This is a genomic window from Sinorhizobium sp. Y406 (assembly GCF_058732025.1).
Map to the genome: position 1 here is coordinate 3160577 of NZ_CM178974.1, position 12779 is coordinate 3173355.

14 protein-coding genes are annotated in these 12779 nt (G+C 62.5%); 1 reads left to right on the top strand and 13 read right to left on the bottom strand.

Going from position 1 to position 12779, the window contains the following annotated elements:
• Positions 1-16: 16 nt before the first annotated feature.
• The 10 genes from AC4P1R_RS14990 to AC4P1R_RS15035 form a co-directional block, all read right to left on the bottom strand.
• Complete coding sequence (locus tag AC4P1R_RS14990) at positions 17-883, bottom strand: RNA polymerase factor sigma-32 (protein ID WP_069458813.1); 867 nt, start codon at positions 881-883, stop codon at positions 17-19.
• Positions 884-1444: 561 nt separating this feature from the next.
• Positions 1445-2014 carry a CarD family transcriptional regulator gene (locus tag AC4P1R_RS14995; protein ID WP_069458814.1) on the bottom strand — a complete coding sequence of 190 codons (570 nt, stop codon included), beginning with the start codon at positions 2012-2014 and terminating at the stop codon, positions 1445-1447.
• Positions 2015-2420: 406 nt separating this feature from the next.
• Positions 2421-2759, bottom strand: coding sequence for a ferredoxin FdxA (fdxA, locus tag AC4P1R_RS15000; protein WP_069458815.1), 339 nt, complete (start codon positions 2757-2759; stop codon positions 2421-2423).
• A gap of 413 nt (positions 2760-3172) precedes the next feature.
• Positions 3173-3583, bottom strand: coding sequence for an RNA-binding S4 domain-containing protein (locus tag AC4P1R_RS15005; protein WP_069458816.1), 411 nt, complete (start codon positions 3581-3583; stop codon positions 3173-3175).
• 8 nt (positions 3584-3591) lie between these two features.
• On the bottom strand, positions 3592-6540 hold the full coding sequence (locus tag AC4P1R_RS15010; protein WP_225192088.1) for a helicase-related protein: 2949 nt from the start codon (positions 6538-6540) through the stop codon (positions 3592-3594).
• Between the two features lie 647 nt (positions 6541-7187).
• Entirely contained in the window at positions 7188-7430 is a 243-nt protein-coding gene (locus tag AC4P1R_RS15015) for a YunG family protein (protein ID WP_131820482.1), read from the bottom strand.
• Positions 7431-7447: 17 nt separating this feature from the next.
• Complete coding sequence (locus tag AC4P1R_RS15020; protein WP_425353236.1) at positions 7448-7750, bottom strand: YunG family protein; 303 nt, start codon at positions 7748-7750, stop codon at positions 7448-7450.
• On the bottom strand, positions 7666-8391 hold the full coding sequence (locus tag AC4P1R_RS15025) for a beta-ketoacyl-ACP reductase (RefSeq protein WP_069458818.1): 726 nt from the start codon (positions 8389-8391) through the stop codon (positions 7666-7668). Before AC4P1R_RS15025 ends, AC4P1R_RS15020 begins: the two co-directional genes overlap by 85 nt.
• A 16-nt stretch (positions 8392-8407) precedes the next feature.
• Positions 8408-8671 carry a hypothetical protein gene (locus tag AC4P1R_RS15030; protein WP_225192053.1) on the bottom strand — a complete coding sequence of 88 codons (264 nt, stop codon included), beginning with the start codon at positions 8669-8671 and terminating at the stop codon, positions 8408-8410.
• A gap of 60 nt (positions 8672-8731) precedes the next feature.
• On the bottom strand, positions 8732-9913 hold the full coding sequence (locus AC4P1R_RS15035; protein ID WP_225192052.1) for an acetyl-CoA C-acetyltransferase: 1182 nt from the start codon (positions 9911-9913) through the stop codon (positions 8732-8734).
• 224 nt (positions 9914-10137) lie between these two features.
• On the opposite strand from AC4P1R_RS15035, the gene phaR reads away from it, so the two are divergent.
• The gene (gene phaR / locus AC4P1R_RS15040; protein WP_069458821.1) at positions 10138-10719 is read left to right on the top strand and encodes a polyhydroxyalkanoate synthesis repressor PhaR; all 582 of its coding nucleotides are present in this window, start codon (positions 10138-10140) and stop codon (positions 10717-10719) included.
• A gap of 120 nt (positions 10720-10839) precedes the next feature.
• On the opposite strand, the gene rpmF is transcribed toward phaR, so the two are convergent.
• The 3 genes from rpmF to mtgA form a co-directional block, all read right to left on the bottom strand.
• The gene (gene rpmF, locus AC4P1R_RS15045) at positions 10840-11025 is read right to left on the bottom strand and encodes a 50S ribosomal protein L32 (RefSeq protein WP_003535764.1); all 186 of its coding nucleotides are present in this window, start codon (positions 11023-11025) and stop codon (positions 10840-10842) included.
• A gap of 178 nt (positions 11026-11203) precedes the next feature.
• Positions 11204-11851, bottom strand: coding sequence for a glutathione S-transferase family protein (locus AC4P1R_RS15050; RefSeq protein ID WP_069458975.1), 648 nt, complete (start codon positions 11849-11851; stop codon positions 11204-11206).
• 77 nt (positions 11852-11928) lie between these two features.
• Positions 11929-12690, bottom strand: coding sequence for a monofunctional biosynthetic peptidoglycan transglycosylase (mtgA, locus tag AC4P1R_RS15055; RefSeq protein ID WP_083265337.1), 762 nt, complete (start codon positions 12688-12690; stop codon positions 11929-11931).
• Positions 12691-12779: the final 89 nt, after the last annotated feature.

Genomic DNA, 12779 nt, shown 5'->3' on the forward strand with positions numbered 1-12779 from the left:
GGGCCAATGCGCCAAGCTAATGCATGCCTGCGGTCAGCGCAGGCGCCCTGGCGGCGAGCGCCGCGCGCAGCTTTTCGAGCGCCCTCGTTTCGATCTGGCGCACGCGTTCCTTCGATATGCCGAGAGCGACCCCCAGTTCTTCGAGTGTCGCTCCGTCCTCCGACAGCCGCCGCGCACGGATGATCTTCATTTCGCGCTCGCTGAGTTCGCCGAGCGCGCTGTGCAGCCAGCGGCGCGCGCGTTCGCCGTCGATCGTCTCGCTGACCTGCTCGTCTGGCAGCGGCGCGTCGCTTGGAAGGAAATCGAGGCGCGCGCCGCCCTCCGCGTCGCCGTGCCCAACCGGCGCCTGCAACGACGCGTCGTTGCCGGAAAGGCGCGCATCCATGGTCTGGACGTCCGCGAGACTGACGCCGAGAGCGACGGCGATTTCCTCATGCATCGCCTGCGATGTAAGCTGCCGGTCCCCTTGGGCCAGCCGGGCTCTCAGCCGGCGCAAATTGAAGAACAGCGCCTTCTGCGCCGAACTGGTGCCGCCTCTGACGATCGACCAATTGCGCAAGACATAATCCTGCATCGAGGCCCGGATCCACCAGGTGGCATAGGTGGAGAAGCGTACCTCCCGGCTCGGCTCGAAACGCGCGGCCGCCTCCAGGAGGCCGATATGACCCTCCTGGACCAGGTCGCCCATGGGCAGACCGAAGCTGCGGAATTTCGCTGCCATTGCGACAACCAGACGCATATGCGACATGGCAATCTTGTTGCGGGCCTCCTGATCGTGGTCGTATCGCCAGGCTTCTGCCAGCGCATGCTCTTCGTCCCGCTCCAGATAGGGGGCATCCATGGCGATCTTGATCAAACGCCGGTCTGCTGTGAGAGTCTTCATCGATTGCTCCGTATTGGCGCCGAACGCCTCGCCGTGAATAGGGACCAAACGCCGCCGGCAGCGTTCGGCGATGACGGAAATGGGCACGACTTGACGAAATAAGAGAGCGCCCTAAATCGAAATACGAACCTGAAACGGTGAGAAGTCACAGAGCCAGATCGCCCGGGCGTAGAACCGTCCCGTTAACGTCAAACGTACGCGACAGCGAAAAGTTCCATCGGATGCACGATTTTTGATTGCAGCGGGCAAGGGCCTACACGGCGGTATTCTTGCTGTGGGCGCAACCACATCGACCTTTCAAATGTAATCGGACGCGCAACGGCCCCTTTTCTTTTCTTTGAATTGCTGCATGCCAAGAAATCGGATCCGATATTCGGGCCGATGCGACAAACCGAAGTCGATATGGAGACAGGCAGCGGGACCGGACCGCTGTTGCAGTGGAAAATAGAAAGCCCGGCACTGGGCCGGGCTTTCTGGTGTCTTGGTAAGTGCAGGTCGAGAAGTTTTGCCCGCGTCAAGGCGGATGCGCCGTTCCCAAGGAACCGTCGCCGATCCGGATGATTAAGCGGCCTCGTCCTGGGTATCGTCCTCTTCGACGGCCTTGCCGCGCTTCGGCCCCTTATTGAGGTTCGCTTCCACGAGGCGCACGGCTTCCGTTTCCGACATCCTGTTCACCGCCGCGATCTCGCGTGCCATGCGGTCCAGAGCGGCTTCATAGAGCTGGCGCTCGGAATAGGACTGTTCCGGCTGGTTCTCCGCGCGATAGAGGTCGCGCACCACTTCCGCAATGGATATCAGATCGCCGGAGTTGATCTTGGCGTCGTATTCCTGGGCGCGCCGCGACCACATGGTCCGCTTGACGCGAGCCTTGCCCTGCACAACCTTCAACGCGCGATCAACGAAATCGGTCTCGGACAACTTACGCATGCCGATGCTGACGGCTTTTGCCACCGGCACCTTGAGGCGCATCTTGTCCTTCTCGAAATCGATGACAAAAAGCTCGAGCTTCATGCCCGCAACTTCCTGCTCCTCGATCGCGACGATCTGGCCAACACCATGGGCCGGATACACAATCGATTCACCGGTCTTGAAGCCTTGGCGCGTTGAAGATTTTTTCTGCTGGGTCGTCATTCGTTTCAAACACTCCCTGTTGCGCACCGGCCTCAAGAGGCCGGGCCGGGTCGGTGAGGCCCGGATAGACGGGGATACCGCCGGGTGGGGTCCATCCTGCTCCGTCCGACGAAACACAAACAGCCACATACGCCGCAATCACAAGCAACGAAACGTTGCGTATTTGAAGAGTGCCGCGTCGTGGAGATCGTTTGCTTTCGTGCTGGTTTTCGGGCGCGCAAAAGCACCCTCTGTGGATCAGTGTGCGGAACCTATCACAAAAAACTGCCGAAATCAATAATTTGCTGCATGGCAACGATCAAGCAGCCACGCTCGCACCGGTCACGGGCCGGCGGGGATCTCCCCACATTTCGTCCCTGCATCTCTTAACCTTGGTCAGCCGCGACGAACGAAGCGGCCGCCAGCCTCAGTCGCCTTGCCCCGGCTCCGGGGAGAAATACTGTTCGTATTTCCCTTCGACGCCGTCCATCTCCTTGGCCTCGGGCATCGGCTCCCGCTTGACCGTGATGTTCGGCCACTTAGTGGAAAAATCAGCGTTCAATTTCAACCACATGTCCAGGCCAGGCTCGGTGTCCGGCTTGATCGCGCCAGCGGGACATTCCGGTTCGCACACGCCGCAGTCGATGCATTCATCAGGGTGGATGACGAGGAAGTTCTCGCCTTCGTAGAAGCAATCCACCGGGCAGACTTCCACACAGTCCGTATATTTGCAGCGAATGCAATTGTCGGTCACGACATACGTCATGAGGTACTCCAGCCAATGCTCACATTTGATGGCAGACGGCAATTGACGGTGATGCCCTGTCGTCCGCACATGCTAGGAATGTCCGGCGCGCATAGCTGCCGAAGCAGACCCGAATGCCACCCAACGTGGCTTGTGACGTAAAGGCTTTGGACGTCCTTTGCAAGAATTATCCATGCGCGATTTGCCGCGGAATGAGCAGACTTTTCCGCCGCCGCCACGCTTTCGGATCGCCACGCCCAAAACGCCATCTACCCCGGCAGGACCCAAACGGCCACCCCGGGTCGGGAGCGCGCCGGAGCTATTGCATCGGCCTGAATGTCGTACCCGACTTTTGGGAAGCTCAATGCACAGATTCAAAGGGTTGCGCGACCTTTGCGCGTCCGAAAAGACGTGCGGCGCTGCAGGTGCCGGCCCTAATCCCGGTCGTCGGAACCGGGCTTCAGGCGGTCCGTTTCGCGACGCTCCCTCTTGGTCGGTCGCCCGGCGCCGCGCTCGCGCGTCGCCTGCTCGAAGGGCGTCCGTTTCCGTGTGGCGACCGGCGGCGTCAGATCTTCGTAAAGCAGCCGGGCCTCTTCATAGGGCCCCCGCCGAGTTCCCGGCAAGAGCACCCGCACGACGAGATCGCGCTGCTCGAGCGACAGCTCCAGCATGTCGCCCGCCCTGACCTGGGCAGAGGATTGTATTTCCCGTGTGCCGTTCACCGCCACATGGCCGGCTTCGATCGCCTTCTGCGCAAGCGACCGCGACTTGAGGAGCCGGGCGAAGAACAGCCACTTGTCGAGCCGCTGGCGCATTGCGGGCGGGGACGTTGGCTGTTTCTCCATGACTTCGCCTATTTCTTCAGCTGCTCCTTGAGAGCGGCGAGCTTCGCGAAAGGCGAATCCGGATCGAGTGGCTTTTCCTTGCGCGGCGGGCGTCCCTCGAACTTGCCGCCGCGATCATGGCGATCCTGACGCTCCTTGCGCTGGCCACCCGGCTTGCCGTCCTGTGCCTTTCCACGCGCCGGTCCGCCGCTCTTGCGTCCGCCCTCGCGACCGTCAGCCTTACCATGGCGTTCGCCATGGCGCTGGCCGCCGCGGCGCTGGTCGCCCTGATGGCGTCCGCCCGCCCGTTGGTTGTCCTGGCGTGTGCCTGGACGCCACAGAAGCACCGGCTTCGGTTCCGCCGGGTCCTCCGCTTCGGCCGGCGCGACTGCGCCTTCGCCCGGGGTTTCCGCGGCCGGAGCATCCGCCGGCGCCTCGTCCAAGGCATCCGTCGCAACATCGATTTCGCTCTGCTCCGGAGCAGCTTCCGCGGCGGCAGCCGCGTCGGCTGTCGCACCGTCGTCGCCCGCAAGGAAACTTGCCGCCTCCTCCGCGGTGACCACGTCCGCGCGATAGCCGAGACCCTTCAGGATCTCCTCCATGTCGTCCGGCGTCGCGCCCAGGATTGAGAGCATAGAGGTCGTCGCCATGAAGCGGCGGCCGTCATAGGCGCCGTCCGGACGCGGCGTCGTCCCCGGCGCCCATTGCAGGAGCGGACGGATGAGGTCGGCAAGGCGCTCCAATATGTCGATCCGGACCGCGCGCTTGCCGAGATAGCGAAAGCCCGCGAGCTTGTAGAACGTCCGCTCGAAGGACGGGTCGGCGACAACCGAGGTGCGGCCGGCGGCGAGCATCGGGATCAGTTCGCCATAGCCGGGCTTGTCGAGTCCGTCGTTCTTCAACGCCCAGAGCAGCGTGATGAGCTCCGCCGGCGCCGGCTTCAGGAGCGCCGGCAGGAAGATGTGATAGGCGCCGAAGCGGACCCCGTATTTACGGATCGAGGCGCGGCTTTCCTGATCGAGCGACTTCACCTCATCCGCGACATCTCGGCGGAAGAGCACGCCGAGATTCTCGACGAGCTGGAAGGCAAGCCCCTTGGCGAGTCCTTCGAGATCCTCCGCGCGGGAAATATCGTCCAGCGGCTTGAGCACCGTGCTGATGTGATGATTGACGAAGCGTTCGATGCGGGCCAGCACATGCTCGCGGGCATTGGCGTGGAGCTGCTCGTCGGCGAGCAGGATAACGCGGGGACGCATGACGTGGTCGCTGGCGGTAAGCCGCGCGACGGGATCGCCGAGCCAGCGCACGAGGCCGTCCGAGGACAGCGCCAGATCGCCATTGCCGGCCGCGTAAAGACGAGCGGCACGCGCCTCGAATTCCAGCGCCAGCGCCTTCTGGGCGGCGCCCTGAACAGCTTTTGCATCCGCCCCTTCGCCGGCGGCCAGGGTGAACCGGAACCCGGTTAGCTGACCAACATGGTGCCCCTCGACGAAGACATCCCCATTCACACTGATTTCTGCTTCCAGCATCGCATTCTCTCTCAGGCGCTTCATGAGCACAGATGTCCTGCGATCAACAAAGCGTTTCGTCAACCTTTCATGCAACGCGTCGGACAATCGATCCTCGATTTCCCGCGTCTTTTCTTGCCAGTGTGTCGGATCGGCAAGCCACCCGGGCCGGTTGGACACATAGGTCCAGGTCCTGATCTGCGCAATTCGCGCCGAAAGTGTGTCGATCTCGCCGTCCGTGTGATCGGCGCGGCGAACCTGCTCGGCCATGAAGTCTTCATTGACCCGGCCGTCACGAACAAGGTCCGCATAGATCGTCGAGATCAGGTCGGCATGCTGCGCCGGCGTGATGCGACGATAATCGGGCAGCGCGCAGGCTTCCCACAGCTTCTCGACCCGCTCCGCCGTGGTTGCGACATCCGCCACCTCGGGATAGCGCGCCAGGTGCTCCAGCGCCTGCTGGTCGACGGCCGGAAGTGCGCGGGCAAGCCCGGAAACGGCAGGCGCCGCCTCGAGACTCATCTTCAGCGCCTTCAGCGAGGAGAAGTCGAGCGCCTTGGAACGCCATTGCAGCACCCGCACCGGGTCGAACTCATGTGATTCGATGCGATGGACGAGTTCGTCCTCGAACGGATCGACGCGTCCCGTCACGCCGAAGGACCCGTCGCGGACATGGCGGCCGGCGCGCCCCGCGACCTGGGCGAGTTCCGCCGGGTTGAGGTTGCGGTACTGGTATCCGTCGAACTTGCGATCCTGGGCAAAGGCGACGTGATCGACGTCGAGATTGAGACCCATGCCGATCGCGTCCGTCGCCACCAGATAGTCGACGTCCCCCTCCTGGTAGAGCGCGACCTGGGCATTGCGGGTACGCGGCGAAAGCGCGCCGAGGACCACGGCCGCACCGCCGCGCTGGCGCCGGATGAGTTCGGCGATCGCATAGACCTCATCGGCCGAAAAGGCGACGATCGCCGAGCGGTTCGGCAGCCGCGTGATCTTCTTGGAGCCGGCATAGAGCAGTTGCGACATGCGCGGCCGCTCGACGACGGTGATGCCGGGCAGGAGATGCTCCAGGATCGGCCGCATGGTCGCGGCACCGAGGAGCAGCGTCTCGCCTCGACCACGCAGATGCAGGAGCCGGTCGGTGAAGATATGGCCGCGTTCCAGGTCACCCGCGAGTTGCACCTCGTCGATCGCGACGAAGGAGGCTGTCGTCTCGCGCGGCATGGCTTCGACGGTGCAGACCGAATAGCGGGCCCGATGCGGCGAGATCTTTTCCTCGCCGGTGATCAGTGCGACATTGTGATGGCCGACCTTCTCGACGAGACGCGTATAGACTTCGCGCGCGAGCAATCGCAGCGGCAGCCCGATGACGCCGCTGTCATGCGCCACCATGCGCTCGATCGCGTAATGCGTCTTGCCGGTATTGGTGGGCCCGAGCACCGCGGTCACGCCGCGGCCGCTCAGGATCATGGATTGAAAGGACAAGGCATCGATCCCGGGCAGTCTCAACGAGCCGGCGCGCGCTCGCGCCCCGGCCGGAAACAGATGCCCATGCGCAGGGCCAAACGCAAGGGGCGCGAGCGATTAAATGCGACTGGCGCTGGCCCATATCTAGCGTCTCCATACCGTTCCGCAATGTTGACATTTGGAACAGCCGCGGAACGAATCGGCGACGAATCGCTATTCGCAATGATTCACTGTATGTTCACCGCTATATGTAGACCGTCCGTGGCGGATTCACACGAGATGCTGAATCTGTAACGACCATGTGGGCTCAGGGGCCCTTGACGGCAATTTCTTCGTCGCCGCGTCGGGACTCGGCGCAAAGGATTCGGAATCCAAGAGTCTGGAATACCTGAAAAATTTTTCACCTGATTCGGATCGAGACTCGGAAGATCGGGGAATGAGAATCGCCGCCGCAGCATCCCGGAATCGATCGGCGCATAAAGGGAGACTCGCCGATAGACAAATTTTCCGTTTTTGTTCCCTACAAGATATAGATGCACATTGCCCATGCGCGAGGTCTGAAATGCTTCGCGCTCAACGTATGCCGACCAAGGAGAGGCGCTTCCCTGGCTGATCCCGAAGCCCATACAAGGCATGAGGGCGCCAAGGCGCTAGCCAGGACGGAGTAAACCTCGACAGAACAGGTCGAGACCTTCCTTAAGGGCTCGATATTGGGCATCGGACGTGTCCGCGAAGGCCTCGTCGCGTGTCGACGCAACATCGTCGAACTGGATCGGCTCGTCGAACTGCGAGAGCGTCAGATCATGCCGCTCGCCGTCGATCCGATTGTAGAAGTGCATACCCGCGCCGGTGCGGGTCTTCAGGATTTCGCCGCCGAAAAGGTCCTGAACCACTACAGCGCCGCGCGTCTTCAGACGCGCAAAGGTCGCTGTAACTCTTTGAATCTGCGCATCGAGCTTTTCGAAAATCGGGTACGATTTTCGGGCCGATGCGCTATCGCGGTAACGCTGCATTGGCCGAGCGCAGGATTCTCGACCGAATATTTGCTGGAGCTCGTCGGCGACCAGACGTGCTCCAGCGCCTGCTTGAGAGCGGCGACGGTAGATCCCCGCCGCCCTCTCCGCTCGATCAGGCGAAGTACTGTCCGCCATTTGCCGAAATCGTCGAGCCTGTGATGAAGCCGGCATCGTCGGACGCCAGGAACACGACGCAGCGGGCGATCTCCTCCGGCTCGCCGAGGCGCCCGACGGGGATCTGCGGGATGATCCTTTCGTTGAGCACCTTTTCCGGAACCGCACGCACCATCTCGGTGCCGATATATCCCGGGCAAATCGCGTTGACGGTGATCCCTTTCGCGGCGCCCTCCTGCGCGAGCGCCTTGGTGAAGCCGAGGTCGCCGGCCTTGGCGGCCGAATAGTTCGCCTGGCCCATCTGTCCCTTCTGGCCGTTGATCGAAGAGATATTGACGATGCGACCGAACCCGCGGTCGCGCATGCCGGACCAGATCGGGTGCGTCATGTTGAAGAGGCCCGTGAGGTTGGTGTTGATCACCTCTCCCCATTGCTCAGGCGTCATCTTGTGGAACATCGCGTCGCGGGTGATCCCGGCATTGTTGACGAGGATATCGATCGGCCCGAGATCGGCCTCCACCTTGGCGATACCGTCGGCGCAGGCCTGATAGTTGGAAACATCCCATTTGTAGACCGGAATCCCGGTCTCCTGCTTAAAGGCCTGGGCCTTTTCGTCATTGCCGGCGTAGGTCGCGGCCACCTTATAGCCTGCCGCCTGCAGCGCGACCGAGATCGCAGCGCCGATGCCGCGGGACCCGCCCGTTACCAATGCTACTCTGCTCATCTTTCGCCTCCCTCGACTAATTCAGTTTTGCGAATGCATTTTTCATCATTTTCTCGCCCATCTGCTGACCGTAGAGCTTGGCTGCCGCCTGGAAGGCAGGGGTCGAGAGTGAGGATATGCCGACCTCGCACTTCGTCAGCGCGAGATCCATGATTCTGCTCGTCATCTGCACCAGGGACGACTTGACGCCGCCGTCGTCCTCGGTGAGGACCGCGATCATGAGCTTCTTGAAGACGGTTTCATGGTCCGCCGTCGAGTGGTCCATCATGCATTGGACCACTCGCGCCTCGTTGAACTCTGCAGCCGTCGTCGATGTGGGCGCCCGGCATGCGGCGGCCGCCTACATGCGTTCCACGCACATGGCAACGCCCATGCCGCCGCCGATGCAAAGCGTGGCGAGACCCTTGGAGACGCCGCGCCGCTTCATTTCGAAGAGCAGCGTGTTGAGGACGCGCGCGCCGGAGGCGCCGATAGGATGGCCGATCGCAATCGCGCCGCCATTGACGTTGACGATCGACGGATCCCAGCCGAGGTCCTTGTTGACGGCGCAGGCCTGCGCCGCAAAGGCCTCGTTCGCCTCGACGAGCTCGACGTCGCCGACCGACCAGCCGGCCTTTTCGAGCGCCTTGCGCGAGGCGGGGATCGGGCCGGTTCCCATGATCTGCGGATCGACGCCGGCCGTCGCCCAGGAGACGATGCGGGCAAGCGGCTGGACGCCGCGCCTTCCGGCCTCCGCTTCCGTCATCAAGAGCGTCGCGGCCGCGCCGTCATTGAGACCCGAGGCATTGCCGGCCGTGACCGTGCCGTCCTTGTCGAAGGCAGGCCTGAGCTTTGCAATGGAATCGAGCGTGGCGCCGTGGCGGATATATTCGTCCTGATCGACCGTGACGTCGCCCTTGCGGGTCTTGACGATGAAGGGGACGATTTCGTCGGCGAACCGGCCGGCCTTCTGGGCGTCCTCGGCCTTGTTCTGGGAGCGAAGCGCGAATTCGTCCTGCTCCTCGCGCGTCAGTTGCCATTTGCGCGCGACGTTCTCGGCCGTGATGCCCATGTGATAGCCATAGAAGGCGTCCGTCAGGCCGTCCTTGATCATCGTGTCGATCATCTTGAAGTCGCCCATTTTCACGCCGCCGCGAAGATGGGCGCAATGGGGTGCCATCGACATGGATTCCATGCCGCCGGCCACGATGATATTTGCATCGCCGGTCGCGATCTGCTGCATGCCGAGCGCCACGGCCCGGAGGCCGGAACCGCAAAGCTGGTTCATGCCCCAGGCGGTCTTCTCCTGCGGGAGACCGGCCTTCATCGCCGCCTGGCGGGCCGGATTCTGTCCTTCGCCCGCAGGCAGGACCTGACCGAGGATCACCTCGTCCACCTCCGCCGCCTCGACGCGGGCGCGCTCGAGCACCGCCTTGATGGCGGCTGCGCCGAGTTCATGGGCGGGCGTATTGCCGAAAGCGCCGTTGAAGGACCCGACGGCGGTACGGGCGGCACTGGCGATCACGATGGAGGGATTGCTCATGGGACGTTTCCTCTTCTTGCTTGGCCTCGCCGGCCAGACTGGCAAAGCCGCGCGCGCAAGTCAAACGCCTTGATGAAGCGATACAAAAGCTTCACGATTCGGCCGTTTCATCATATTTTTGCACCCGCGTCGCCGCATCGCACAAAGAGATTGTCAGCGGCGCTCTTTTGCGGATACTCTGAAAAACACAATAAAGACGGGACCATGGGTAAGAGGAGAGCCTGATGGCGAAGAGCGATGGCCAGATCGTTATCAAGAAATATGCCAACCGGCGCCTCTACAACACCGGGACGAGCACCTACGTAACCTTGGACGACCTGGCCGTGATGGTGAAGCGGGGCGAGGACTTCATCGTCCAAGATGCCAAGTCGGGCGAGGACATCACCCATTCCGTGCTGACGCAGATCATTTTCGAGCAGGAGTCGAAGACCGGTAACACGCTCCTGCCGGTCTCCTTTCTGCGCCAGCTGATCTCCTTCTACGGCGACCAGATGCAGATGGTCGTGCCAAGCTACCTCGAACACTCGATGCAGGCCTTCACCGAGCAGCAGGCGCAGATGCGCGAGCAGATCAACAAGGCCTTCGGCGACACGCCGCTCGGCAAGAACCTGCAGGTGCCGCTGCAACTCGTCGAGGAACAGGTCCGGCGCAACACCGAAATGTTCCATCAGGCAATGCAGATGTTCTCCCCTTTCATGGCCGCCGCCCCTCCAGCCAAGGAGACGAAGAAGCCCGAGGCCAAGGACATCGACGATCTCAAGGAGCAGCTGCGCGCGCTCCAGACGAAGCTCGATAACCTGGGCTGAACCCCTCCCCTAAGGGGAGGGGCTTTCGGGCGCGATCCGGTCCAATGCGACTACACCTGCCGCCAATAGAAAAAGGGCCGGCAATGCCGACCCCTTCCAATCTATCCGTAGTGGAAACGCTTATGCGTTTTCCTTCGGCGTCAGGACCTGGCGCCCGCGATACATGCCGGTCTTCAGATCGATGTGGTGCGGACGGCGAAGTTCACCGGAGTTCTTGTCTTCGATGTAGGTCGGAGCCTTGAGGGCGTCGGCGGAACGGCGCATGCCACGCTTGGACGGGCTCGTTTTTCTTTTCGGTACAGCCATTTCATTCTCCACTTATCGGGCAAAACACTGTTCAGCAGCCGAAAATGGCCGGGTCAAACAGATGTCGATCTCGGAAATTCCGCGCGCTTATACATGGCCGACCACCGTTTGACCAGTCCCCGCACGCAAATTTTCGACTTTGCGCCGGCGGCGGGGCCTCAGCCCAGCTTCGAGAGCATCATGCTTCGTCCTCGGGAACAATCCAGGGTTCGGCTCTCGCCGCCTCTTCCCACTTCCGGAAGGCCGGATGCGTCCTGACCGCCTCCATATAGGCAAGCGTCGATGGATCCGTCACGAGTTCGTAGATGTCGAAGCGATTGACGACCGGCGCGAACATCGCGTCGGCGGCGGTGAAACGGCCAAACAGGAACGGGCCGCCGGAGCGGGTGATCGCCTCGCGCCAGATCGCTTCGATCCGCGCGACGTCGGCCGCCACCCCGTCGGGAAGGGCGATCGCCTGGCGCGGCCTGCGGATGTTCATGGGGCAGGCGCCGCGCAGCGCCCGGAAACCGGAGAGCATCTCCATTGAATAGCTGCGCGCGCGGGCGCGATCCTCCAGCGCCTCCGGCCAGAGGCCCGCTTCGGGGTAGAGCTCCGCCACATATTCGATGATCGCCAGCGACTCCCAGACCCGCACATCGCCGTGGTGCAGCACCGGCACGCGGCCTGTCGGAGAAATCTCGCTGAAGCGCGGATTTCCGGCGGGAAAGTCGAAGGGGATGACCACATCTTCGAACGAGACGCCGCAGGCTTCGAGCGCCAGCCACGGCCTCAGCGACCAGGAGGAATAATTCTTGTTGCCGACGTAAAGCACGAGCTTGGCCATGATCCTGTCTCCGTTCATCTTTTCGGCAGCCAGCCTTGCCACATCAGCGGCGGGAGGACCAATGAATTGCCTTCATCTCAATCATAAAGACATGTGATGTAGTCGCGGGATTGGCTGGCGCGGCGCTCGATCACCGAGGCAAGCCGCCTGAGGCCTCGCCCGGGCTTGCCGGCATTGCGGTCGACCGGATTGGGCAGTGCGACGGCGAGCAGCGCCGCCTGACGGCGCGAGAGCTTTGCCGCCGGAACGCCGAAATAATGGCGCGCGGCCGCTTCGACGCCGTAGATCCCGTCGCCCCACTCGGCGACGTTCAGGTAGATCTCCATCATGCGCCGCTTGCTCCAGACGAAGTCGGCGGCGATCGCCAGCGGCACTTCCAGCGCCTTGCGGACGAAGGAGCGGCCGTTCCAGAGATAGAGATTCTTGACCGTCTGCATCGGAATGGTGCTGGCGCCGCGCGTCTGCGCGCCATCGAGCGCATCCGCGACCACACCGCGCATCTGTACCCAGTCCACGCCCGTGTGCGCGCAGAACTGACCATCCTCGGACATCATCACCGATTGCACGAGGACCGGCGCGATCTTCTCGAACTCGACCCATTGCCGGTCATAGCCGCGCAGCAACACGAGGTCGCGCAGCATCAAGGTCGAAACCGGATGAACGAACTCGGCGAGATAGAAGAAGACCAGGAGATAGGGCAGCAAGAGGAGAAAGACGGCGAGACGGAGGAGGCGCCGCCAGGCGCCGCGCAGGGCAGATCCTCGGCCGGCAGACATCTCGCCCCCCTCGCGTTTTTCCGAAATGATGTCCACGGCCTGGCTGTTCGACCCTCTGTCCATTTCCGCTTTCTTATTTCACGGAGGCCGAAAGTTGAACGGCCTTGTTGCAAAAGACAAGTCTTGGATGCGCTCATCCCCGGCGAATGCGA